A 23,232-nucleotide genomic window follows, 5' to 3' on the forward strand; every position below is an offset into this window, starting at 1 on the left:
TTAGCATTAAGGGTAAAACCTGTAGACGAAAAGGGAGGTAGGCCCCTTGCTGGATGTTAATAATTTTGAGTATATGAAAATCGGTCTTGCTTCACCGGATAAAATCCGTTCATGGTCTTTTGGTGAAGTAAAAAAACCGGAAACAATCAATTATCGTACATTGAAACCTGAAAAAGACGGTTTGTTCTGTGAACGTATTTTCGGTCCAACAAAGGACTGGGAATGTCATTGTGGAAAGTATAAGCGCGTTCGCTATAAGGGAGTCGTATGTGATCGCTGTGGCGTTGAAGTTACACGTATGAAAGTCCGTCGTGAAAGAATGGGGCATATTGAACTAGCTGCACCAGTTTCACATATATGGTATTTCAAAGGTATTCCAAGCCGCATGGGACTTGTCCTCGACATGTCCCCGCGTGCCTTGGAGGAAATCATCTACTTCGCGTCTTATGTAGTGACGGATGTAGGCAGTACTACCCTAGATAAAAAACAGCTTCTTTCTGAAAAAGAATATCGTGCATACCGCGAGAAATACGGTTCACAATTTCAAGCATCAATGGGTGCAGAAGCTATTAAAAAATTACTTCAAGATATCGATCTTGAAAAAGAAGTGAACCAACTTAAAGAAGAACTCAAAACGGCACAAGGACAACGTCGTACTCGCGCTATTAAACGTTTAGAAGTTCTTGAAGCGTTCCGTCATTCAGGAAACCAGCCTGACTGGATGGTTTTAGACGTTCTTCCTGTTATCCCACCTGAATTGCGTCCGATGGTTCAGCTTGAAGGTGGACGTTTTGCCACTTCAGATTTAAACGACTTATATCGTCGCGTAATTAACAGAAACAATCGTTTAAAAAGATTATTAGATCTAGGAGCACCTAGCATTATCGTTCAAAACGAAAAAAGGATGCTTCAAGAAGCGGTTGATGCTTTAATCGACAACGGTAGAAGAGGAAGACCTGTAACAGGTCCAGGAAACCGTCCGCTAAAATCCCTTTCTCATATGTTAAAAGGAAAACAAGGACGTTTCCGTCAAAACCTTCTCGGAAAGCGTGTTGACTACTCCGGCCGTTCAGTTATCGTCGTAGGTCCTAACCTAAAAATGTATCAATGCGGGTTGCCGAAAGAAATGGCTCTTGAATTATTTAAACCATTCGTTATGAAGGAATTGGTTGAAAAAGGTCTTGCACACAATATTAAAAGTGCGAAGCGAAAAATAGAGCGAGTTCAACCTGAAGTATGGGATGTGCTTGAAGATGTTATTCGTGAGCACCCGGTTCTATTGAACAGGGCACCAACCCTTCATAGACTAGGGATTCAAGCATTCGAGCCAACACTAGTAGAAGGAAGAGCGATTAGACTCCATCCTCTAGTTTGTACAGCATATAACGCCGACTTTGATGGAGACCAAATGGCTGTTCACGTACCATTATCTGCAGAAGCACAAGCAGAAGCGCGTTTGTTAATGCTTGCTGCTCAAAACATCCTGAACCCACGTGATGGAAAACCGGTTGTAACACCGTCTCAGGATATGGTACTTGGTAACTATTATTTAACTCTTGAGCGTGAAGGTGCAGATGGAGAAGGAATGGTGTTCAAGGATACGAACGAAGCTTTAGTAGCGTATCAAAATGGATATGTTCATCTTCATTCCCGAATTGCGATTCAAGCAAGCTCTTTGAAAAATGAAAAATTTACGGAAGAACAAAACAATAGTCTGTTAGTGACTACTGTTGGTAAGTTGATCTTTAACGAGATTCTTCCACCGTCTTTCCCATATATTAACGAACCGACAAATGAAAACTTGGAAGGACTTACTCCTGACAAGTACTTTATCAAAGCATCCACAAATGTCGCTGAGTTTATTAAACAACAACCACTTGTGGAACCATTCAAGAAGAAAATTCTAGGGAATATCATCTCTGAAATCTTTAAACGTTTCCATATTACGGAAACTTCGAAAATGCTCGACCGTATGAAGAACCTTGGATTTAAGTATTCAACTAAAGCAGGGATTACAGTTGGGGTATCAGATATCGTAGTTTTAGCCGAAAAAGAAACGATTTTGAATGAAGCTCAAAATAAAGTTGATAATGTCTTGAAGCAATTTAAGCGCGGACTCATTACAGAGGAAGAACGCTACGACCGTGTTATTTCCATCTGGAGTGCAGCAAAAGATACGATTCAAAGTAAACTAATGAAAACATTAGAAAGATTGAATCCTATCTTTATGATGAGTGACTCAGGTGCGAGGGGTAACGCGTCTAACTTTACTCAGCTTGCGGGTATGAGGGGACTCATGGCCAACCCGGCTGGGCGAATTATTGAGTTGCCAATCAAATCTAGTTTCCGTGAAGGACTAACGGTTCTAGAGTACTTCATCTCGACACATGGAGCTCGTAAAGGTCTTGCAGATACGGCATTGAAAACAGCCGACTCTGGTTACTTAACAAGAAGACTTGTAGATGTTGCACAAGATGTAATTGTTCGTGAGGATGATTGTGGAACGGATCGAGGACTCCTTGTTGCGGCACTTAAAGAAGGTTCAGAAGTAATTGAGCCACTTGAAGAGCGCTTAATTGGACGATATGCAAGGAAGAAAATCGTTCACCCAGAGACTGGCACAGTGATTGTAGCAGAAAATGAACTCATTGATGAGGATCTTGCTAAAGACATTGAAAATGCAGGAATTCAAGAAGTATGGATTCGTTCTGCATTTACATGTAACACCCGCCATGGCGTATGTAAAAAATGCTACGGCCGTAATTTAGCAACTGGATCTGTCGTTGATGTAGGTGAGGCTGTAGGTATTATTGCGGCGCAATCCATCGGAGAACCGGGAACACAATTAACGATGAGGACCTTCCATACAGGAGGAGTTGCGGGAGACGATATTACACAAGGTCTTCCACGTATCCAAGAGTTATTTGAAGCTCGAAATCCGAAAGGTCAGGCTGTCATTACTGAAATCAGCGGTGTCGTAACTTCCATTTCTGAAGGACGTGATCGTCAGCACGAGATTGTTGTTCAAGGGGAAATTGAGTCACGCACCTATAATGCTCCATATACTGCGCGATTAAAAGTTGCAGTTAATGACCAAGTGAAACGCGGTCAAGAATTAACAGAGGGATCTATTGATCCGAAAGATTTACTTCGTATCCGCGATGTTGCTGCGGTTCAAGAATATTTGCTTCTTGAAGTACAAAAGGTATACCGTATGCAAGGGGTTGAGATTGGCGATAAGCATGTTGAAGTAATGGTTCGCCAAATGCTCAGAAAAGTACGTGTGTCTGATGCAGGTGAAACGGATGTATTACCGGGTACACTACTTGATATCCATCAATTTACGGATGCTAACCAAAAAGCTCTTCTGGAAGGAAAACAGCCTGCAACCGGCCGTCCAGTATTGCTTGGTATCACAAAAGCTTCCTTGGAAACAGACTCTTTCTTGTCGGCTGCATCTTTCCAAGAGACAACACGCGTACTTACAGACGCTGCCATCAAAGGAAAAACAGATCAATTGCTAGGATTGAAAGAGAACGTCATTATCGGAAAGCTAGTCCCAGCTGGAACTGGTATGCAGCGGTACCGGAAAGCAGTTTCCGTTATGGTAGAAGAAGACGAAGCAGTAAGTGTGGAGTAAAGTAAAGTCTAATATATGTTGCTAGTCGGCGATTTTTGTCGGCTAGCAATATTTTAAATGTTTTTTTAAACTTTTTATTGACATAGAAAATGGCAGATGATACTATATTCAAGGTGCTCCTATCATTATACCTGTTACTTTGGAGGATATTGAAAATGTCTTATGAAAAAGTGTCACAGGCTTCAAATGTGATCGTAGGAACAAAGCAGACAGTAAGAGCTCTTAAATCAGGGCATGTACAAGAAGTTTTCGTTGCATCCGATGCGGATCCTCGAATTACGGAAAGTATTATTCACACAGCAAAAGAAATGGATGTTCCTGTTACTGTGGTGGACTCCATGAAAAAGCTTGGGAAAGCATGCGGCATTGATGTCGGAGCAACAACTGTTGCCATCATTCATTAAAGGTGTTTTTGCAGTTAACTTAAATGCAAAAACTTGTTTTTTGCCTTAAAAAGAACCACCTGGATGTGTGGGCTTATAAAAGAACGAAGGGAGGAACAAAAATGCCTACTATTAACCAATTAGTGCGCAAGCGTAGACAATCAAAAGTAACAACTTCTGACTCTCCAGCACTTAACAAAGGCTATAACAGCTTTAAGAAAGTGAACACAAACGTATCTTCACCGCAAAAGCGTGGTGTATGTACACGTGTTGGTACAATGACTCCGAAAAAACCGAACTCAGCATTGCGTAAATATGCGCGTGTTCGTTTGACAAACGGAATTGAGGTAACTGCTTATATCCCAGGTATCGGCCATAACCTACAAGAGCACAGCGTTGTGCTTATTCGTGGAGGCCGTGTTAAAGACTTACCGGGTGTTCGTTACCATATCGTTCGTGGAGCACTTGATACAGCTGGTGTTGATAACCGTGCACAAAGCCGCTCTAAATACGGTACGAAAAAACCTAAAGTAAAAAAATAAATCATGACTAGATAGAATCATCGAAAGGAGGAACACCGATGCCACGTAAAGGACCTGTATCAAAAAGAGACGTTCTACCAGATCCGATTCACAATTCAAAACTTGTAACTCGTCTAATTAACAAGCTTATGGTAGACGGTAAAAGAGGTAAAGCACAATCTATTCTTTATTCATCATTTGATCTTATCCAAGACCGTACAGGTAAGGATGCAATGGAAGTATTTGATCAAGCATTGAAAAATATTATGCCAGTATTGGAAGTTAGAGCTCGCCGTGTGGGTGGTGCCAACTACCAAGTACCAGTTGAAGTGCGTCCAGACCGCCGTTCAACTTTAGGATTACGCTGGTTAGTAAACTACGCTCGTCTTCGTGGGGAAAAAACGATGGAAGAGCGCCTTGCGTATGAAATTATGGACGCAGCTAATAATACTGGGGCTTCTGTTAAAAAACGTGAAGATACTCATAAAATGGCTGAAGCTAATAAAGCATTCGCGCATTATCGCTGGTAAGATATCAAATTATAAGATTTTACTACTCATCCCAGGAAGGAGAAATACGAAATGCCTAGAGAATTCTCCTTAGAAAAGACACGTAATATCGGAATCATGGCTCATATCGATGCCGGTAAAACAACAACTACCGAGCGTATTCTTTTCTATACAGGGCGCATTCATAAAATTGGTGAAACACATGAAGGTGCTTCACAAATGGACTGGATGGAACAGGAGCAGGAACGCGGTATTACCATTACATCGGCTGCAACAACAGCACAATGGAAAGGCTACCGTGTTAACATCATTGACACTCCTGGACACGTAGACTTCACAGTAGAAGTTGAACGTTCATTACGTGTACTTGATGGAGCTGTAACTGTACTTGACGCTCAATCAGGCGTTGAGCCTCAAACTGAAACAGTTTGGCGCCAAGCAACAACATATGGTGTTCCACGAATTGTATTCGTTAATAAAATGGATAAAATCGGTGCGGACTTCCTATATTCTGTTAAAACTCTACATGATCGCCTACAAGCAAATGCACATCCAATTCAGCTTCCGATTGGAGCAGAGGATACATTTAAAGGTATGATTGATCTTGTAGAAATGAGAGCGTGGCTTTACGAAAGTGATCAACCACAAGATCCTGAAGAAATTGATATTCCTGAGGATTTACGTGACCAAGCTGAAGAATTGCGCGCAAACTTAATCGAAGCAGTTGCAGATTTCGACGAAGAACTTATGATGAAATATCTTGAGGGAGAAGAAATCTCTGTTGAAGAATTGAAAGCTGCGATTCGTAACGCGACTTTGAAAGTAGAATTTTACCCTGTTCTTTGCGGAACAGCATTTAAAAATAAAGGTGTTCAGAAAGTGCTTGACGCAGTTCTTGATTACTTGCCTGCACCAACTGACATCGAATCCATTAAAGGTACTATTCCTGATACAGATGAGGAAGTTGCTCGTCACGCTGATGATAGCGAGCCATTCTCAGCACTAGCATTTAAAGTTATGACTGACCCTTACGTTGGACGTTTAACGTTCTTCCGTGTTTATTCTGGTACATTGAACTCTGGTTCATACGTTCAGAACTCAACAAAAGGTAAACGTGAGCGTGTAGGTCGTATCCTACAAATGCACGCAAACCACCGTGAAGAAATCAGCACTGTTTACAGCGGTGATATCGCTGCAGCGGTTGGTTTAAAAGATACAGGTACAGGTGACACACTTTGTGATGAAAAGGATCTTGTAATCCTTGAATCCATGGAATTCCCAGAGCCAGTTATCTCAGTTGCGATTGAACCAAAATCAAAAGCAGACCAAGATAAAATGGGTAGCGCACTTGCTAAGCTTCAAGAAGAGGATCCAACATTCCGTGCGGAAACAAATCCTGAAACAGGCCAAGTAGTTATCTCTGGTATGGGTGAGCTTCACCTTGATATCCTTGTAGACCGTATGAGACGTGAATTCAAAGTTGAAGCTAACGTTGGTGCTCCACAAGTTTCTTACCGTGAAACATTCCGTTCTACTGCTGAAGTAGAAGGTAAATTTGTTCGTCAGTCTGGTGGACGTGGGCAATTCGGACACGTTTGGATCGAGTTCTCTCCAAACGAAGAAGGTAAAGGCTTTGAGTTCGTTAACGGTATCGTCGGAGGGGTTGTTCCTCGTGAATATGTCCCTGCTGTACAAGCTGGTCTTGAAGATTCAATGGCAAACGGTGTGCTTGCTGGTTACCCATTAATCGACGTTAAAGCAAGACTATTTGACGGTTCTTACCATGATGTTGACTCGAGTGAGATGGCATTTAAAATCGCAGCTTCTATGGCACTTAAAAACGCTGTGAAAAAATGTAACCCAGTATTGCTTGAGCCACTCATGAAAGTTGAAGTCGTAATCCCTGAGGAATACCTTGGAGATATCATGGGTGATATTACATCACGCCGTGGACGTGTAGAAGGAATGGAAGCACGTGGAAACGCACAAGTCGTTAAAGCGTTCGTTCCTCTTGCTGAAATGTTTGGTTATGCAACATCACTTCGTTCTAATACACAAGGTCGTGGAACATATTCAATGTTCTTTGATCATTACGAAGAAGTACCGAAATCAATTTCGGAAGAAATTATCAAAAAAAATAGCGGTCAATAATTGATTTTAAATCATTAATCAAGTATAACTACTATTAGATATGCTAGGAGCCGCTTTAAAATTTCAATTCTAGTTTTAAAGCGTCTCTCATACTTACTATTTTTCTTAAATAAAAGGAGGATTTTCAAATGGCTAAAGCTAAATTTGATCGTTCCAAAGAACATGCTAATATTGGTACTATCGGTCACGTTGACCATGGTAAAACAACTCTAACAGCTGCGATTACAACTGTTATGGCTAAACGCGGCGGCGGAGAAGCTAAAGGTTATGACATGATCGACAACGCACCTGAAGAGCGCGAGCGTGGTATTACAATCTCTACTTCTCACGTTGAATATGAAACTGAAAAACGTCACTATGCACACGTTGACTGCCCAGGACATGCTGACTATGTTAAAAACATGATCACTGGTGCTGCTCAAATGGACGGAGCTATCCTTGTAGTTTCTGCTGCTGACGGTCCAATGCCACAAACTCGTGAGCATATTCTTCTTTCTCGTAACGTAGGTGTTCCTTACATCGTTGTTTTCATGAACAAATGTGACATGGTTGACGATGAAGAACTACTTGAGTTAGTAGAAATGGAGATTCGTGATCTTCTTTCTGAATATGATTTCCCTGGCGACGACATTCCTGTTGTTAAAGGTTCTGCTCTTAGAGCTCTTGAAGGAGATGCTGCGTGGGAAGAAAAAATCGTTGAACTAATGGACGCTGTTGACGACTACGTACCAACTCCAGAACGTGACACTGATAAACCATTCATGATGCCTGTTGAGGACGTATTCTCAATCACAGGTCGTGGTACAGTTGCTACTGGACGTGTAGAGCGTGGACAAGTTAAAGTCGGTGAAGAAGTTGAAATCATCGGTCTTGCTGAAGAATCAAGAAAAGTTGTTGTAACTGGAGTTGAAATGTTCCGTAAGCTTCTTGACTTTGCAGAAGCTGGAGACAACATCGGTGCTCTTCTTCGTGGTGTAGCACGTGAAGACATTCAACGTGGACAAGTATTAGCAAAGCCTGGTACAATCACACCACATACAGCTTTTAAAGCAGAAGTTTATGTATTATCTAAAGAAGAAGGTGGACGTCATACTCCATTCTTCACTAACTACCGCCCTCAGTTCTACTTCCGTACAACTGACGTAACAGGAATTTGTAACCTTCCTGAAGGCGTTGAAATGGTAATGCCTGGCGACAACATTGAAATGAACGTAGAACTAATTTCACCAATCGCGATCGAAGACGGAACTCGTTTCTCTATCCGTGAAGGTGGACGTACAGTTGGTTCTGGCGTTGTAACAGTAATCCAAAAATAATAACGATAAAAAGCAGCAAGGAAATTATTTTCCTGCTGCTTTTTTTGTATTGGCTTGCTAACTAAGCATGTTGATTACCGCTCCAATCAACATAGCGGCAAAATTAGGGCCTATTTGCTAAAATAATCAAACCGTCTCCTGAATTAACTTCCTCTGTTTTAATTTCCGCATGATTACTCCATGTGATGGTGAAAATAGCAGGGTTATTAAAAATATCCCACCCGCTACACAAATCATGCTTCCAGCAATGGAGGCGTCCAATATACTTGCAAAATAGTAACCAATAATAGAACTGAGACAACCAATAGCGACAGTGTAAATAATCATGCGACTAAGCTTCTCTGTCAATAGATACGCAGTAGCAGGTGGTACGACAAGCATTCCTACTACTAGGATTGCTCCAACACTTTCAAATGAAGCAACCGTCGTAATCGAAACGAGCCCCATAAGCAAATAGTGGAATAGAGCAACAGGTATTCCTACTGCTGCAGCCATAGCCGGATCAAATGCACATATTTTAAACTGCTTATAAAAAAGGGAAATAACAATAATGCTTAATAATAATGAAAGCCCAACCCCCCAAACAGCTTTCGGACCTATATCCATTCCCATAAAATGAATCGTATTCCAAGGGACATAAGCGATTTCGCCATAAAGCACACAATCAAGGTCAAGATCAATATCCCTCGTATACAGGCTAATGAGGACAATTCCAACCGCAAACAATGCCGTAAATACGACTCCGATTGAAGCATCGGATTGGACTCCACTTTGAGTGAAAAGTTGAATTAAAAATACGGTAAGGAGACCGATTATAGCAGCTCCAAGCAACATGATTAATGAGTCTCTTGAACCACTTATTAGAAAGGCGATGACGATGCCAGGTAGTACCGAATGGCTAATAGCATCCCCAATCATAGCCATTTTTCGAAGCACGAGAAAACATCCAACAAGACCGCAAGCACTTGCCACCAATGCTCCAGTGAAAATAACCCAAAAAGTACTCACACCGTCCTCTCCTTCCTCTTTAATTCAATTTGAGATGCCTTTATATTTTTTCTAGCAAAAACGCGTAAAACTAGTTTTGATAATATTCCTCTACGCGGAGCAAAGATGATAGAAATAACGAAAAACACGGTTGCGGAGAGTACGATGATTGGACCGGTTGGTAAGTTATTGCCGCTGGCACTAATAAAAGTGCCGGCAAAGCCGCTTAATGCCCCAAATAGACCAGACAAAAACACCATGACACTTAATTTCTCAGTCCAATATCTTGCCGAAACAGCAGGTGTGATCAGCAATGCAGACATAAGTACGACCCCAACTGCCTGGATGCCTATTACGACTGCCATTACAATAAGAAGCATGATCAATTGTTCTAAAAATGCGACAGGAAATCCGAGACCTCTTGCAAATCCTGGATCAAAACTAACTATTTTAAATTCTTTAAAAAGCAGAATACATATACTAATAAGTACGAGCGAAGTGATTGCCATAATAATTACATCTGACAAAACTAAAGCGGCCGCTTGCCCAAATAAAAATTTGTCTAATCCGCTTTGGTTTCCTGAGCCGCTATGTTGAATCTCAGTGAGAAGAACGATACCAAGACCAAAGAATACAGTAAGCACAATGGCTAAAGCGGAATCTTGTTTAATTCTTGTATTACGTGTAATAAACCCAATTCCGAAAGTAGCAATAATACCGGCTATGGATGCTCCGATTAAAAAGAGGAAAATTGATTTTGAACCTGACAGCATAAAAGCAATACATACACCTGGTAGTGCTGCATGTGATAAGGCATCACCCATTAAGGATTGCTTACGTAAATAGGCAAAACTTCCAATAACACCACTGCATAAACCGAGCAGCATGCTTCCGAACAATATCCACTGAGTGTTTGGATCTAAAAAAATATTTAACCCTTCAAGCATTATGATCACCTTACTTTTTAAGTAATAATTAGTGATGTTTGATTTTCATTTTCCAACATCGCCAGTTTTCCACCGTATGTTCGTTGCAATATTTCTGTCGTAAATACTTTGTTTGTAGGACCGAAAGCTTCTAATTCTACATTCAATAAAAGCACCCAATCGAAGTAGTCCTTAACGGTTGCAAGATCATGATGCACAACGAGGACGGTTTTCCCTTCCGCTTTTAAATCATTTAATAATGTAATAATCGCTTTTTCAGTAGCTGCATCGACTCCAACAAACGGTTCATCCATAAAATATAACTGTGCATCCTGTGCAAGAGCTCTTGCTAAAAAGATCCGTTGTTGCTGCCCTCCAGATAGTTGACTAATTTGTCTTGAGGCAAAGTCCGCCATTCCAACTTTGTCTAGACATTCCATTGCAAGTTCTTTTTCCGTTCGACCTGGCCTTTTTATCCATCCTAAATGCCCGTATCGCCCCATCATCACAACATCTAGTGCATTCGTAGGAAAGTCCCAGTCTACAGATTCTCGTTGCGGTACATATCCAACAATATTTCGTTGGAGCTTATAAGGGCGACCGTAGATCTCTACCACTCCCGTCAATCTCGGAATTAAACCAAGTGCAGCTTTAATTAATGTGGACTTGCCGGCACCATTTGGTCCTACTATCCCAATTAATTTTCCTTTAGGTACCTCGAATGAAATATTTCGCAAAACCGGTTTTTTTTGATAAGCAACAGATAAGTCATGAACTTTTAGTGGGGTGTTCATATTCAATCCTCCTTATTTAAGTGCGTTTACAATCGTATTTACATTATGGCGAACCATTCCGATATAAGATCCTTCTGGGGTAGCAGCTTCACCCATAGCGTCTGAGAATAATTCTCCGCCAATTTCAACGTTATGTCCTTTTTCACGAGCCCCTTGGATTACAGCATCAATAGCCTTACGCGGAACGCTAGATTCGATAAATACAGCTTTAATTTTGTTCTCGACTAAATAATCGCGGAGATCAATCAAATCTTTCGTACCTGCTTCGGAAGCAGTACTTATTCCTTGTAACCCCATTACTTTTATTCCGTATGCATCTCCAAAATACCCAAACGCATCATGTGCTGTAACAAGTACTCGCCCTTCTTCAGGGATAGAAGCCACTTTTTCTCTTACTTCATGATCAAGTTCTTCTAATTGCTTTAAATACTTCTCGGCATTTTCCTGATAGTCTTCCTTATGAGATGGATCGAATTCAATTAAGCTATCGCGAATGCTTTCTGTCGCATTCATCCAATGGGCCACATTGAACCAAATGTGAGGATCGTATTCCGTTCCCATCTTTTCGTCGCCCAAACGTAGACTGGTTCGATCGATATTGTCTGCAACGGCAATAGTCGGTTTCTTCTTCGCCATTCTTTCAAAAATTTCTACCATTTTTCCTTCAAGATGTAGGCCGTTATAGAAGATGATGTCTGCCTGATCCAACTTTTTAATATCTCCTTGAGAAGCTTTATATAAATGTGGATCTACGCCGGAGCCCATGAGTCCAACAACTTTCACATACTCCCCACCAACTTCCTTAACGACGTCTGTAATCATCCCAATGGTTGCTGTTACGTTAATTTTCTCATCGCTATTTTTCTTCGTGGCTTCTTTACCTGAACAAGCCGTCATTGTAGATATGACCAAGGATAGTGTTACCATTGATATAATAAGTCGTTTTATCATTTTTCATTTCTCCTACTCTCTTCTTTTTTAGATTTTGTTATGCTTGCTGTTGAATTGGCCACTAAGTTTAATGGGGCTGAAGGTGCGGGCCAGCCACGGAGCCTATAAGGTACTTTGTTTAATTTAGGGTTATTATATAGAATATTAGCCGAGTCAAATTAATATGACCTACAGACAAAATGTTTCCTTTAGGCAACTTTATATTCATACTATCCAAACGTCTTTGATTTGTAAACAGTTTCTTAAATAAAAAACCTGATTTTTTTCGACGTGAATTTTAGAACTTAAAATTATATAATAAGGAAAGTTTTTGGACTTACCGATAAATCTTCTATTGAAATAGAGGGTAAGCATCTGTATAATAAAACAGGTGCAAAAAAGATTGATTTTATTCATTTAATATTGCATTGGACGATTAATCTATGTATAATGAATAATGTTGGTTTTTGACTGCAATGATGTGAAAGGTTGCTGACACACCCGGCCGCTTTGCCATGGCGAGTGTGTGGGAAATTTTCACGGAGTATGTCTATTTATAAAATAGGCGGAAAAGGAGGGAAAGTAATGGCAAAACAAAAGATTCGTATTAGATTAAAAGCTTATGATCATAGAATTCTTGATCAATCAGCTGAAAAAATCGTAGAAACTGCAAAACGTTCAGGTGCAAATGTCTCAGGACCAATTCCATTGCCAACTGAGAAAACTGTTTACACAATTCTTCGTGCGGTGCACAAATACAAGGATTCTCGTGAGCAATTTGAAATGCGCACACATAAACGTCTTATCGATATTATCAATCCTACACCACAAACTGTAGATTCATTGATGAGATTAGACTTGCCATCTGGCGTTGACATTGAAATCAAATTATAATCAATAAATTATATTGGAAATCAGGAGGTGTGACTCATGACCAAAGGAATCTTAGGAAGAAAGATCGGAATGACGCAGGTTTTTGCTGAAAATGGTGAATTGATCCCTGTTACAGTAATCGAAGCTGCTCCAAACGTTGTTCTTCAAAAGAAAACAGTTGAAACTGATGGGTATGAAGCAGTCCAGCTTGGATTCGAAGACAAGCGCGAGAAGCTTGCTAACAAACCAGAAAAAGGGCGTTTTGCTAAAGCAAATACTGCACCTAAGCGCTTCGTCCGTGAATTTAACGGAATTAATTTAGATGAGTTTGAAGTTGGTCAAGAAGTCAAGGTTGATATTTTCGCTGACGGCGATTTAGTAGATGTAACAGGAATCTCAAAAGGTAAAGGATTCCAAGGTGTAATTAAACGCCACGGACAATCTCGCGGACCTATGTCCCACGGTTCTCGTTACCATCGCAGACCAGGATCTATGGGAGCTGTTGATGCAGCGCGCGTATTTAAACAAAAAGCATTGCCAGGACGTACAGGTGGAGAAAGAATTACAATTCAAAACCTTCCAATCGTAAAGGTTGATGCAGAACGTAACCTTATCTTAGTAAAAGGTAATGTTCCTGGACCTAAAAAAGCAATGCTTGAAATCAAAACAGGAATTAAAGTGAAATAAATATCGTTTAAGGAAAGGAGGAAATAGGAATGCCTAAAGTAGCAGTATATAACCAAGCTGGATCTAAGGTTGGTGAAATCGAACTTAACGAATCCATTTTTGGTATTGAACCTAATAACCATGTGTTATTTGAAGCGATTGTTATGCAAAGAGCTTCATTAAGACAAGGAACATCTAAAGTGAAAAACCGTTCTGAAGTACGCGGTGGCGGACGCAAGCCATGGCGTCAAAAAGGAACAGGTCGTGCTCGCCAAGGTTCCATTCGTTCACCACAATGGCGTGGAGGTGGAATAGTATTTGGACCGGTTCCACGTAGCTACAGCTACAAACTTCCTAAGAAAGTTCGTCGTTTAGCTATTAAATCAGCGCTTTCTGCTAAAGTTCTAGAAGAGAACGTATTAGTATTAGAGTCGTTAAACTTTGAAGCGCCAAAAACAAAAGATTTCGTGGCAGTACTTTCTAATCTTCCAGTTGGTAAGAAAGCACTTGTTGTAACTGAAGCACTTAATGAGAATGTAGCTCTATCTGCAAGAAACATTCCTGGAGTGACAGTCGTTGATGCTAGCAACATTTCTGTATTGGATGTTGTAGGTCACAACACACTGATCCTAACTAAAGCTGCAGTCGAAAAAGTAGAGGAGGTGCTTGGATAATGGATGCACGTGATATATTAAAGCGCCCCGTTATCACAGAACGATCTACTGATATAATGGTCGATAAAAAATATACGTTCGAAGTGGACGTAAAGGCGAATAAAACACAAGTTAAAGATGCTGTTGAAAGTATCTTCGGCGTGAAAGTTGAAAAAGTTAACATAATGAACTACAAAGGTAAGTTTAAGCGTATGGGCCGTTTCGGTGGCTATACTAACAAACGCCGTAAAGCTGTAGTAACATTAACGAAAGACAGCAAGGAAATCGAATTATTCGAAGTATAATCAAGCAGTAAAAAAAGTTAAGAGGAGGGAAAAAAATGGCGATCAAAAAATACAAACCTACCTCAAACGGACGTCGTAATATGACAGCTTTGGATTTTTCTGAAATCACTACTGATAAACCGGAAAAATCATTACTAGAGCCTCTTCATAGAAAAGGCGGTCGTAACAACCAAGGTAGAACTACAGTTCGCTTTCGCGGCGGCGGTCATAAGCGTCAATACCGTATCATCGACTTTAAAAGAACTAAAGATGGTATACCAGGACGCGTTGCTACAATCGAGTATGATCCAAACCGTTCCGCTAATATTGCACTAATCAACTATCATGATGGTGAAAAACGTTATATATTGGCACCTAAAAACTTAAAAGTCGGCATGGAAGTTATGTCTGGACCAGACGCTGACATTAAAGTAGGAAATGCACTTCCACTTGCTAACATCCCTGTTGGTACAGTTGTGCATAACATCGAATTAAAACCAGGAAAAGGTGGACAATTAGTCCGTTCAGCAGGTACATCTGCACAAGTTCTTGGTAAAGAAGGAACAAAATATGTGTTAGTTCGTTTAAACTCAGGTGAGGTTCGCATGATCCTCGCAACTTGCCGTGCATCAATTGGTCAAGTCGGAAACGAACAACATGAACTAGTAAATATCGGTAAAGCAGGTCGTTCTCGTTGGTTGGGCAAACGTCCACACGTACGCGGATCTGTTATGAACCCGAATGATCACCCACACGGTGGTGGTGAAGGTCGTACTCCAATCGGACGTAAGTCACCTGTTACACCTTGGGGTAAACCAACTCTTGGTTATAAAACTCGTAAAAAAGCGAACAAATCAGATAAGTTTATTGTACGCCGTCGTAAAAAATAACGCGATTGATCTACGGTTCATTGAGAGGACCGTAGTGCAATCACGAAGGGAGGTTCAACCATGGGTCGCAGCCTAAAAAAAGGGCCTTTTGTAGATGAGCACTTAATGAAAAAAGTAGAAAACTTAAACGAGAGCGACAAAAAACAAGTTGTCAAAACTTGGTCTCGCCGTTCAACTATTTTTCCAAACTTCGTAGGACATACGATTGCTGTCTATGATGGCCGCAAACACGTACCTGTATATGTCAGTGAAGATATGGTAGGCCATAAGCTTGGTGAATTTGCACCAACACGCGCATACAAGGGCCATGCCGCTGATGATAAAAAAACAAGACGCTAATGAGAGGAGGGCATCCTGATGCAAGCTAAAGCTGTTGCAAGAACAGTTCGAATTGCTCCTCGTAAAGCACGTTTAGTAGTTGATCTTATTCGAGGAAAGCAAGTGGGCGAAGCAGTTGCTATTTTAAAATTAACACCGAAAGCTGCCTCCCCAATCGTGGAAAAACTTTTAAAATCTGCTATAGCAAACGCAGAACACAATTATGATATGGACGTAAATAATCTTTTAGTATCCGCGGCATTTGTTGACGAAGGTCCAACAATGAAACGTTTCCGTCCGCGTGCACAAGGCCGTGCGAGCCAAATTAACAAACGCACAAGCCACATTACGATCGTGGTATCAGAAAAGAAGGAGGGATAAGTAGTGGGTCAAAAAGTAAATCCAATTGGTATGCGTATCGGCGTAATCCGTGATTGGGAATCCAAATGGTTCGCTGATAAAGATTACGCAACGTTATTGCACGAAGATATTAAAATTCGTGAGTATATTACAAAGCGTTTGTCAGATGCTTCCGTTTCAAGTGTTGAAATTGAGCGTGCTGCAAACCGCGTCAACATCACAATCCACACTGCTAAGCCAGGTATGGTTATCGGAAAAGGTGGAAGCGAAGTTGAAGCATTGCGTAAAGCATTGAACGAACTAACAAACAAACGTGTACACATTAATATTATTGAAATTAAAAAAGCGGACCTAGATGCGAAGCTCGTAGCAGAGAACATTGCACGTCAATTGGAAAATCGTGTATCTTTCCGTCGTGCACAAAAACAAGCGATCCAACGCACTATGCGTGCAGGAGCACTTGGTATCAAAACACAAGTATCCGGCCGTCTTGGTGGAGCGGATATTGCTCGTGCTGAACATTATAGCGAAGGAACAGTTCCACTTCATACACTTCGCGCTGACATCGACTATGCACATGCTGAAGCAGATACAACTTACGGCAAGCTCGGCGTTAAAGTATGGATTTATCGTGGAGAGGTCCTTCCAGAAAAGAAAAAATCTGTGGAAGGAGGAAAATAATCATGTTATTGCCTAAACGCGTAAAGTATCGTCGCGAACATCGCGGAAAAATGCGTGGTCGTGCAAAAGGCGGTACAGAAGTAGCATTTGGCGAATTTGGTCTACAAGCTCTAGAAGCTTCTTGGATTACGAATCGTCAAATTGAAGCCGCAAGGATTGCGATGACTCGTTTCATGAAACGTGGCGGTAAAGTTTGGATTAAAATTTTCCCTCACAAACCATATACAGCAAAACCTCTAGAAGTTCGGATGGGTTCCGGTAAAGGTGCTCCTGAAGGATGGGTTGCAGTAGTAAAACCTGGCAAGATCATGTTTGAAATTGCAGGTGTATCAGAAGAGGTGGCACGTGAAGCGCTTCGTCTTGCTGCGCACAAACTTCCTATCAAATGTAAGTTTGTAAAACGAGAAGAAATTGGTGGTGAACGTAATGAAGGCTAATGAAATCCGTGACTTAACCACTGCCGAAATAGAACAAAATGTAAAATCATTGAAGGAAGAATTATTTAACCTTCGCTTCCAATTAGCTACTGGGCAACTTGAAAATACAGCCCGTCTTCGCGAAGTTCGCAAAGATATTGCACGTATGAAAACTGTGATTCGTGAAAGAGAGCTTGAAGTTAATAATCGATAATCGGAGAGGAGGTTTGCGGAATGAGTGAACGCAACCAGCGTAAGGTTTACACAGGACGCGTTGTTTCCGACAAGATGGATAAAACCGTAACTGTTATGGTTGAAACTTACAAAAAACATTCTTTATACGGCAAACGCGTAAAGTACTCTAAAAAATTCAAAGCCCATGATGAACAAAACGAAGCTAAAATTGGCGACGTAGTACGCATCATGGAAACACGCCCACTTTCAGCAACTAAACGTTTCCGTTTAATTGAGGTTGTGGAGAAAGCAGTCATTATCTAATTAATTGTTTCGGATATAAGTGTTCCGAAGGGAGGTAAACTAGATGATTCAACAAGAATCTCGTTTAAAAGTGGCTGACAACTCTGGTGCCCGTGAAGTTTTAACTATTAAAGTCCTAGGCGGATCAGGCCGTAAGACTGCAAATATCGGCGATGTTATCGTCTGTACAGTGAAACAAGCAACACCAGGCGGCGTTGTCAAAAAAGGTGACGTTGTAAAAGCTGTTATCGTTCGTACAAAAAGCGGTGCACGCCGTGCGGATGGTTCTTATATCAAGTTCGATGAAAATGCATGTGTCATTATTCGTGATGACAAAGCTCCTCGCGGAACTCGTATCTTCGGACCAGTTGCTCGCGAACTTCGTGATAACAACTTCATGAAAATCGTATCTTTAGCACCAGAAGTTCTTTAATAAATTTAGATTCACCAATCAAGGAGGTGCGATTCAATGCATATCAAAAAAGGTGACAAAGTAATGGTCATTACAGGCAAAGACAAAGGGAAAACCGGCACAGTATTAGCTGCATTCCCGAAAAAAGACCGTGTGCTTGTCGAGGGTGTGAACATTGTTAAGAAACATTCCAAGCCTTCTCAAGATAATCCACAAGGTGGAATCATCAGTAAAGAAGCGGCAATCCATGTTTCCAATGTGATGTTGCTGGATCCTAAAACAAATGAACCAACTCGTATTGGTTTTGAAGTAGTTAATGGCAAAAAAGTCCGTGTAGCTAAAAAATCAGGTGTAGCATTAGATAAATAGTTCTTAGATGAAGGGAGGTACACTACATGAGCCGCCTAAAGGAAAAATATCAAAAAGAAGTAACTTCTGCTCTTATGAGCAAGTTCAACTATAAATCCATTATGGAAGTACCAAAAATTGAAAAGATTGTAATCAATATGGGTGTTGGCGACGCTGTACAAAATGCAAAGGTCTTAGACAATGCTGTTGAGGAACTTAGCTTAATTACAGGTCAAAAACCAGTTGTAACAAGAGCAAAAAATTCAATCGCGGGATTCCGCCTACGTGAAGGTATGCCAATCGGTGCAAAAGTTACCCTTCGCGGAGAGCGTATGTATGAGTTTTTCGATAAACTAGTTTCTGTTTCCCTTCCACGTGTACGTGACTTCCGTGGAATCTCTAAAAAGGCATTCGACGGTCGTGGAAACTACACACTAGGTATTAAAGAACAACTTATCTTCCCTGAAATTGATTATGATAAAGTGAGCAAAGTTCGTGGTATGGATATCGTTATCGTTACAACTGCGAACACAGACGAAGAAGCTCGTGAACTATTGACTGCATTTGGAATGCCATTCCAAAAGTAATCGCTAAATAAGGGAGGCGAAAACGTGGCTAAAAAATCTATGATAGTAAAGCAGAAACGTACTCCAAAGTTTAATGTACAAGGATACACTCGTTGCGAACGTTGCGGCCGTCCACATTCCGTCATTCGTAAATTTAAACTTTGCCGTATTTGTTTCCGTGAACTAGCTTATAAGGGTCAAATTCCTGGCGTTAAAAAAGCCAGCTGGTAAGACCGAATTTGGGAAGGAGGTAAAATAAATGGTTATGACTGATCCAATTGCAGATTTGCTAACGCGCATCCGCAACGCCAATATGGTCCGACATGAGAAGTTGGAAATTCCTGCTTCTAACATTAAAAAAGATATCGCTGAAATCCTTAAACGTGAAGGTTTCGTACGTGATGTTGAATATATCGAAGACAACAAACAAGGCATCATTCGCATTTTCTTAAAATATGGTGCGAATAATGAGCGAGTAATTACTGGCTTAAAGCGTATTAGCAAACCAGGTTTGCGTGTATATGCAAAAGCTACTGAGGTTCCTAAAGTACTGAACGGTCTTGGTATCGCGCTTGTCTCTACATCTCAAGGTGTTTTGACTGATAAAGAAGCAAGAGCGAAGCAAGTAGGCGGAGAAGTACTAGCATACGTATGGTAATATCTTTTCTAAGAACGGAGGTGCAAGAAAATGTCTCGTATTGGGAAAAAGCCAATTGAAATCCCTGCAGGCGTAACTGTAACGAAGAATGATTCTACTGTTACTGTTAAAGGCCCTAAAGGTGAATTAACAAATACATTCAATTCTGATATCGCAATTAATATAGAAGAGAACGTCATCAACGTTACTCGTCCTTCCGAAGCGAAAGAACACCGTTCCCTTCATGGAACAACTCGTTCCCTTCTCGCAAACATGGTAGAAGGCGTTTCTAAAGGTTTTGAAAAAACACTTGAACTAGTTGGGGTAGGATACCGTGCGCAAAAACAAGGTAACAAACTTGTGTTAAACGTAGGTTATTCACATCCTGTTGAGTTCGAACCTGAAGCAGGAATTGAAATCGAAGTTCCAGCTAACACGAAAATTATCGTTAAAGGTTTTAACAAAGAAAAAGTTGGTGCGCTTGCATCCAACATCCGCGCTGTTCGTCCGCCTGAGCCATATAAGGGTAAAGGAATTCGCTATGAAGGCGAAAACGTTCGACGCAAAGAAGGTAAGACTGGTAAATAATGCCGCTTAGGCACTGAAAGGAGTGACTCGTAATGATCACTAAGCAAGATAAGAACAAAGTGCGTCAAAAAAGACATGCACGTGTACGCTCTAAACTAAGTGGAACTGAAATGCGTCCTCGACTAAACGTATATCGTTCTAATAAAAATATTTACGCTCAATTGATCGATGATGAAACAGGCGTAACATTAGCCAGCGCTTCTACACTTGATAAAGAATTGAACATCGAGTCTGCAGGTAATGTTGAAGCGGCTCAAAAAGTAGGAGAATTAATCGCTAAGCGTGCAGTTGATAAAGGATTTAAATCAGTTGTTTTTGACCGTGGCGGATATTTATACCATGGACGTGTGAAAGCTTTAGCAGAAGCTGCACGTGAAAACGGCCTTGAATTTTAATCGAAAAAGGAGGGACATAATAGATGCGTCAAATCGATGCTAACAAACTTGAACTTGAAGAACGCGTAGTTACAGTAAACCGTGTAGCAAAGGTTGTAAAAGGTGGACGTCGCTTCCGTTTTACAGCACTTGTTGTAGTCGGTGATAGAAATGGCCACGTCGGTTTTGGTACAGGGAAAGCGCAAGAAGTTCCAGATGCCATCCGTAAGGCAATTGAAGATGCTAAGAAAAACCTCATCGTAGCTCCGATCGTAGGAACAACAATTCCTCACGAAATAATCGGACGTTTCGGCGGTGGACAGATCCTATTAAAACCAGCTAGTGAAGGTACAGGTGTTATCGCGGGTGGACCAGTCCGTGCAGTACTTGAGCTTGCAGGTGTATCTGACATCACTTCTAAATCACTCGGTTCCAGCACACCAATCAATATGGTTCGTGCAACAATCGAAGGAATCAAAAATTTAAAACGTGCTGAGGACGTAGCGAAATTACGTAATAAAACAGTAGAAGAACTATTAGGTTAAGGAGGGAAATCATAATGGCGAATAAACTAGCAATTACCCTCACAAAGAGCTTAATTGGTCGTGTTGAAGGCCAACGCGAAACAGTCAAGGCACTAGGACTTCGCAAATTGCATCAAACAGTTGAGCACAATGACACTGAAGCAATTCGCGGAATGATCAATAAAGTTTCTCACTTAGTCACAGTTAAAGAGCAGTAATCTATTTCGAAAAATAAGGAGGTGCCAACTATGAAACTTCATGAGCTAAAACCTGCTGAAGGTTCCCGCAAAGAGCGCAACCGTGTTGGGCGAGGCATCGGTTCAGGCAACGGAAAAACTGCTGGTAAAGGTCATAAAGGACAAAAAGCACGTTCTGGCGGTGGTGTACGTCTTGGATTTGAAGGTGGTCAAACTCCACTATTCCAACGTTTACCAAAGCGCGGTTTTACAAATATTAACCGCAAGGAATTTGCTATTGTGAACCTTGACGAATTAAATCGCTTTGAAGACGGTACAGAAGTTACTCCAGAACTTCTTATCGAAACTGGTGTTGTACGCAACGAAAAATCGGGAATAAAAATTCTTGCTAACGGCAACATCGAGAAAAAGCTTACTGTAAAAGCGAACAAATTCTCCTCTGCTGCTAAAGAGGCGATTGAAGCTGCCGGCGGTAAAACTGAGGTGATCTAATTAATGTTTCGGACAATCTCCAATTTTATGCGCGTAGGTGATATTAGAAGAAAAATTCTATTCACCTTACTTATGTTAGTTGTATTTCGTTTAGGTGCTTTTATACCTGTTCCAAATGTAGATGCAAGAGTGCTTCAATTGCAAGATCAAGCAAGTTTGTTTGGATTTATGAATATTTTTGGTGGTGGGGCACTTAAAAACTTCTCTATTTTTGCAATGGGGATTATGCCATACATTACTGCATCTATTATTGTTCAACTTTTACAAATGGATGTCGTACCAAAATTCACAGAATGGTCCAAGCAAGGTGAAGTAGGAAGACGCAAACTTGCACAGTTTACGCGCTACTTTACGATTGTTCTTGCTTTGATCCAAGCAGTAGGTATGTCATTTGGCTTCAATCGAATGACAGGTTTGCAACTCATTAAAGACCCTAGCATTGGCACATATGTAATTATTGCGATTGTGCTTACAGCAGGAACTGCATTTCTTATGTGGCTTGGGGAAGAAATTACATCTAAAGGTGTTGGCAACGGAATCTCAATTATCATCTTTGCAGGGATTGTTGCAGGTATTCCAAACGCAGTTAATCAGATTTATGCCCAGCAGTTTCAAGGTGCAGGAGAGCAGCTATTTTTAAAGATAATCATTATGCTGCTTATTGTTCTTGCGATTATTGCAATCATAGTAGGTGTTGTTTTTGTACAACAGGCATTGCGCAAAATTCCTATCCAATACGCAAAACGTATGGATGGACGTAGCCCAGTCGGTGGACATAATACACACTTGCCAATGAGGGTAAATGCAGCTGGAGTTATTCCAGTTATTTTTGCGAGTGCATTTATGGTAACTCCGCAAACAATTGCAACATTTTTTGGCTCCGGTGATGTAGCTAGCACCATTCAATATATTTTCGATCATACGAAACCAATTGGAATGGTGATTTATTTTGCGCTCATCGTTGCTTTCACATATTTTTATGCATTTGTTCAAGTAAACCCAGAACAAGTAGCTGAAAATTTAAAGAAACAAGGCGGATATATTCCGGGTATTCGACCTGGGAAAAACACTCAAGAATACTTAACGAGAGTTTTATATCGTTTAACAATTGTTGGTGCTCTATTCTTGGCGATTATCTCAATATTACCTGTCTTCTTCATTAAATTTGCAGGCTTACCTCAATCCGCACAAATTGGTGGAACGAGTCTATTGATTGTCGTAGGGGTTGCCCTTGAAACAATGAAACAATTGGAAGCCCAGCTGGTGAAGCGTCACTATAAAGGCTTCATTAAATAATCGAAGTGGATTTAGGAACAAGT

At 40.8% G+C, this 23,232-nt stretch carries 32 protein-coding genes; 28 read left to right on the top strand and 4 right to left on the bottom strand.

Annotation, left to right across the window (positions count from 1 at the left end; genetic code table 11):
- Positions 1-73: 73 nt before the first annotated feature.
- From rpoC to tuf, 6 genes are all read left to right on the top strand, one after another.
- Positions 74-3,640: a DNA-directed RNA polymerase subunit beta' gene (rpoC, locus tag KHA93_RS18150; RefSeq protein ID WP_432806355.1), complete on the top strand. Its 3,567-nt coding sequence runs from the start codon at positions 74-76 to the stop codon at positions 3,638-3,640.
- 155 nt (positions 3,641-3,795) lie between these two features.
- Positions 3,796-4,044, top strand: coding sequence for a 50S ribosomal protein L7ae-like protein (locus KHA93_RS18155; protein WP_213111999.1), 249 nt, complete (start codon positions 3,796-3,798; stop codon positions 4,042-4,044).
- Between the two features lie 101 nt (positions 4,045-4,145).
- Positions 4,146-4,565, top strand: coding sequence for a 30S ribosomal protein S12 (rpsL, locus tag KHA93_RS18160; protein WP_213112000.1), 420 nt, complete (start codon positions 4,146-4,148; stop codon positions 4,563-4,565).
- A 38-nt stretch (positions 4,566-4,603) separates the two neighbouring features.
- Positions 4,604-5,074: a 30S ribosomal protein S7 gene (rpsG, locus tag KHA93_RS18165; RefSeq protein WP_213112001.1), complete on the top strand. Its 471-nt coding sequence runs from the start codon at positions 4,604-4,606 to the stop codon at positions 5,072-5,074.
- A gap of 51 nt (positions 5,075-5,125) precedes the next feature.
- Positions 5,126-7,204, top strand: coding sequence for an elongation factor G (gene fusA / locus KHA93_RS18170; RefSeq protein ID WP_213112002.1), 2,079 nt, complete (start codon positions 5,126-5,128; stop codon positions 7,202-7,204).
- Positions 7,205-7,332: 128 nt separating this feature from the next.
- A complete protein-coding gene (gene tuf / locus KHA93_RS18175) occupies positions 7,333-8,520 on the top strand; it encodes an elongation factor Tu (protein WP_213112003.1) in 1,188 nt (395 codons plus the stop codon).
- A 126-nt stretch (positions 8,521-8,646) separates the two neighbouring features.
- Here tuf and KHA93_RS18180 read toward each other — a convergent pair whose 3' ends face one another.
- From KHA93_RS18180 to KHA93_RS18195, 4 genes are read right to left on the bottom strand one after another with little or no spacing between them, the layout of a single operon-like run.
- Positions 8,647-9,528, bottom strand: coding sequence for a metal ABC transporter permease (locus KHA93_RS18180; RefSeq protein WP_213112004.1), 882 nt, complete (start codon positions 9,526-9,528; stop codon positions 8,647-8,649).
- Complete coding sequence (locus KHA93_RS18185; protein ID WP_213112005.1) at positions 9,525-10,454, bottom strand: metal ABC transporter permease; 930 nt, start codon at positions 10,452-10,454, stop codon at positions 9,525-9,527. Before KHA93_RS18185 ends, KHA93_RS18180 begins: the two co-directional genes overlap by 4 nt.
- A gap of 17 nt (positions 10,455-10,471) precedes the next feature.
- Entirely contained in the window at positions 10,472-11,227 is a 756-nt protein-coding gene (locus KHA93_RS18190) for a metal ABC transporter ATP-binding protein (RefSeq protein WP_213112006.1), read from the bottom strand.
- A gap of 12 nt (positions 11,228-11,239) precedes the next feature.
- Entirely contained in the window at positions 11,240-12,178 is a 939-nt protein-coding gene (locus tag KHA93_RS18195; protein ID WP_213112007.1) for a metal ABC transporter solute-binding protein, Zn/Mn family, read from the bottom strand.
- A gap of 564 nt (positions 12,179-12,742) precedes the next feature.
- Between KHA93_RS18195 and rpsJ the strand changes: the two genes are divergently transcribed.
- Genes rpsJ through secY form a run of 22 tightly spaced genes read left to right on the top strand, consistent with a single transcriptional unit; the run spans position 12,743 to position 23,209 of the window.
- Positions 12,743-13,051 carry a 30S ribosomal protein S10 gene (gene rpsJ, locus KHA93_RS18200; RefSeq protein WP_066145209.1) on the top strand — a complete coding sequence of 103 codons (309 nt, stop codon included), beginning with the start codon at positions 12,743-12,745 and terminating at the stop codon, positions 13,049-13,051.
- Between the two features lie 36 nt (positions 13,052-13,087).
- On the top strand, positions 13,088-13,717 hold the full coding sequence (gene rplC, locus KHA93_RS18205; RefSeq protein ID WP_213112008.1) for a 50S ribosomal protein L3: 630 nt from the start codon (positions 13,088-13,090) through the stop codon (positions 13,715-13,717).
- A 29-nt stretch (positions 13,718-13,746) separates the two neighbouring features.
- Positions 13,747-14,370 (top strand): 50S ribosomal protein L4, encoded by a 624-nt coding sequence (gene rplD / locus KHA93_RS18210; protein WP_213112009.1) that lies wholly within the window; start codon positions 13,747-13,749, stop codon positions 14,368-14,370.
- Entirely contained in the window at positions 14,370-14,654 is a 285-nt protein-coding gene (gene rplW / locus KHA93_RS18215; protein ID WP_233711221.1) for a 50S ribosomal protein L23, read from the top strand. Before rplD ends, rplW begins: the two co-directional genes overlap by 1 nt.
- A gap of 35 nt (positions 14,655-14,689) precedes the next feature.
- Positions 14,690-15,523: a 50S ribosomal protein L2 gene (rplB, locus tag KHA93_RS18220; RefSeq protein WP_213112010.1), complete on the top strand. Its 834-nt coding sequence runs from the start codon at positions 14,690-14,692 to the stop codon at positions 15,521-15,523.
- Between the two features lie 60 nt (positions 15,524-15,583).
- The gene (gene rpsS / locus KHA93_RS18225; protein WP_213112011.1) at positions 15,584-15,862 is read left to right on the top strand and encodes a 30S ribosomal protein S19; all 279 of its coding nucleotides are present in this window, start codon (positions 15,584-15,586) and stop codon (positions 15,860-15,862) included.
- 18 nt (positions 15,863-15,880) lie between these two features.
- Positions 15,881-16,222 carry a 50S ribosomal protein L22 gene (gene rplV, locus KHA93_RS18230; RefSeq protein WP_213112012.1) on the top strand — a complete coding sequence of 114 codons (342 nt, stop codon included), beginning with the start codon at positions 15,881-15,883 and terminating at the stop codon, positions 16,220-16,222.
- 3 nt (positions 16,223-16,225) lie between these two features.
- Positions 16,226-16,882: a 30S ribosomal protein S3 gene (gene rpsC / locus KHA93_RS18235; protein ID WP_213112013.1), complete on the top strand. Its 657-nt coding sequence runs from the start codon at positions 16,226-16,228 to the stop codon at positions 16,880-16,882.
- Positions 16,883-16,884: 2 nt separating this feature from the next.
- Positions 16,885-17,319, top strand: a complete 435-nt coding sequence (gene rplP, locus KHA93_RS18240; RefSeq protein ID WP_213112014.1) for a 50S ribosomal protein L16 — start codon at positions 16,885-16,887, stop codon at positions 17,317-17,319.
- The gene (gene rpmC, locus KHA93_RS18245) at positions 17,309-17,512 is read left to right on the top strand and encodes a 50S ribosomal protein L29 (RefSeq protein WP_213112015.1); all 204 of its coding nucleotides are present in this window, start codon (positions 17,309-17,311) and stop codon (positions 17,510-17,512) included. The genes rplP and rpmC overlap by 11 nt, the downstream gene beginning before the upstream one ends.
- 20 nt (positions 17,513-17,532) lie before the next feature.
- Entirely contained in the window at positions 17,533-17,796 is a 264-nt protein-coding gene (gene rpsQ, locus KHA93_RS18250) for a 30S ribosomal protein S17 (RefSeq protein WP_213112016.1), read from the top strand.
- A gap of 43 nt (positions 17,797-17,839) precedes the next feature.
- Positions 17,840-18,208 carry a 50S ribosomal protein L14 gene (rplN, locus tag KHA93_RS18255; protein WP_213112017.1) on the top strand — a complete coding sequence of 123 codons (369 nt, stop codon included), beginning with the start codon at positions 17,840-17,842 and terminating at the stop codon, positions 18,206-18,208.
- A gap of 36 nt (positions 18,209-18,244) precedes the next feature.
- A complete protein-coding gene (gene rplX, locus KHA93_RS18260; protein ID WP_213112018.1) occupies positions 18,245-18,556 on the top strand; it encodes a 50S ribosomal protein L24 in 312 nt (103 codons plus the stop codon).
- 26 nt (positions 18,557-18,582) lie between these two features.
- Positions 18,583-19,122, top strand: coding sequence for a 50S ribosomal protein L5 (gene rplE, locus KHA93_RS18265; protein WP_213112019.1), 540 nt, complete (start codon positions 18,583-18,585; stop codon positions 19,120-19,122).
- A gap of 24 nt (positions 19,123-19,146) precedes the next feature.
- Positions 19,147-19,332, top strand: a complete 186-nt coding sequence (locus KHA93_RS18270; protein WP_213112020.1) for a type Z 30S ribosomal protein S14 — start codon at positions 19,147-19,149, stop codon at positions 19,330-19,332.
- Between the two features lie 28 nt (positions 19,333-19,360).
- Positions 19,361-19,759: a 30S ribosomal protein S8 gene (gene rpsH / locus KHA93_RS18275; RefSeq protein WP_213112021.1), complete on the top strand. Its 399-nt coding sequence runs from the start codon at positions 19,361-19,363 to the stop codon at positions 19,757-19,759.
- A gap of 30 nt (positions 19,760-19,789) precedes the next feature.
- On the top strand, positions 19,790-20,326 hold the full coding sequence (rplF, locus tag KHA93_RS18280; protein ID WP_213112022.1) for a 50S ribosomal protein L6: 537 nt from the start codon (positions 19,790-19,792) through the stop codon (positions 20,324-20,326).
- A 32-nt stretch (positions 20,327-20,358) separates the two neighbouring features.
- Positions 20,359-20,721, top strand: a complete 363-nt coding sequence (rplR, locus tag KHA93_RS18285) for a 50S ribosomal protein L18 (protein WP_213112023.1) — start codon at positions 20,359-20,361, stop codon at positions 20,719-20,721.
- A 23-nt stretch (positions 20,722-20,744) separates the two neighbouring features.
- On the top strand, positions 20,745-21,245 hold the full coding sequence (gene rpsE / locus KHA93_RS18290; RefSeq protein ID WP_213112024.1) for a 30S ribosomal protein S5: 501 nt from the start codon (positions 20,745-20,747) through the stop codon (positions 21,243-21,245).
- Between the two features lie 14 nt (positions 21,246-21,259).
- Positions 21,260-21,442 (top strand): 50S ribosomal protein L30, encoded by a 183-nt coding sequence (rpmD, locus tag KHA93_RS18295; protein WP_213112025.1) that lies wholly within the window; start codon positions 21,260-21,262, stop codon positions 21,440-21,442.
- A gap of 30 nt (positions 21,443-21,472) precedes the next feature.
- Positions 21,473-21,913: a 50S ribosomal protein L15 gene (gene rplO, locus KHA93_RS18300; RefSeq protein ID WP_213112026.1), complete on the top strand. Its 441-nt coding sequence runs from the start codon at positions 21,473-21,475 to the stop codon at positions 21,911-21,913.
- A gap of 3 nt (positions 21,914-21,916) precedes the next feature.
- Positions 21,917-23,209: a preprotein translocase subunit SecY gene (gene secY, locus KHA93_RS18305; RefSeq protein WP_213112027.1), complete on the top strand. Its 1,293-nt coding sequence runs from the start codon at positions 21,917-21,919 to the stop codon at positions 23,207-23,209.
- Positions 23,210-23,232: the final 23 nt, after the last annotated feature.

This window comes from Lederbergia citrisecunda (assembly GCF_018343695.1).
GTDB lineage: Bacteria > Bacillota > Bacilli > Bacillales > Bacillaceae_C > Lederbergia > Lederbergia citrisecunda.